The 249-nt window shown below is 63.5% G+C and carries 1 pseudogene; it reads right to left on the bottom strand.

From position 1 onward, the window contains the following. Window positions 1–249 (bottom strand): annotated as a pseudogene (locus ACZ3GY_RS24535) (cytochrome P450); the annotation flags it as partial.

Raw genomic sequence — 249 nt, 5'->3', positions numbered from 1 at the left:
CCAGAAAGTCAGCTTGCGGCGATCTTCCCACGGAAAATCGAACAGGATGGCGAGCATCTGCGTCGTCAGCTCGATCGAGACGGTATCGACCCAATCAAAGGTCTTGCCCCAGTCGAGGCTGTCGAGAATCTCGGCCGTGCGGCGGCGGATGTCGGTCGACATGCGCACCATCTCAGACGGCGTGAACGCCGGCGCGACGGTGCGGCGCTGGCCGGTGTGCTTGGGCCGGTCCATCGCGATGAACATCGG

This window comes from Pseudomonas sp. PME37.24/006 (genome assembly GCF_055556635.1).
The sequence above is the reverse complement of the archived record's forward strand: the minus strand, read 5'-3'. Positions and strand labels throughout refer to the sequence as shown.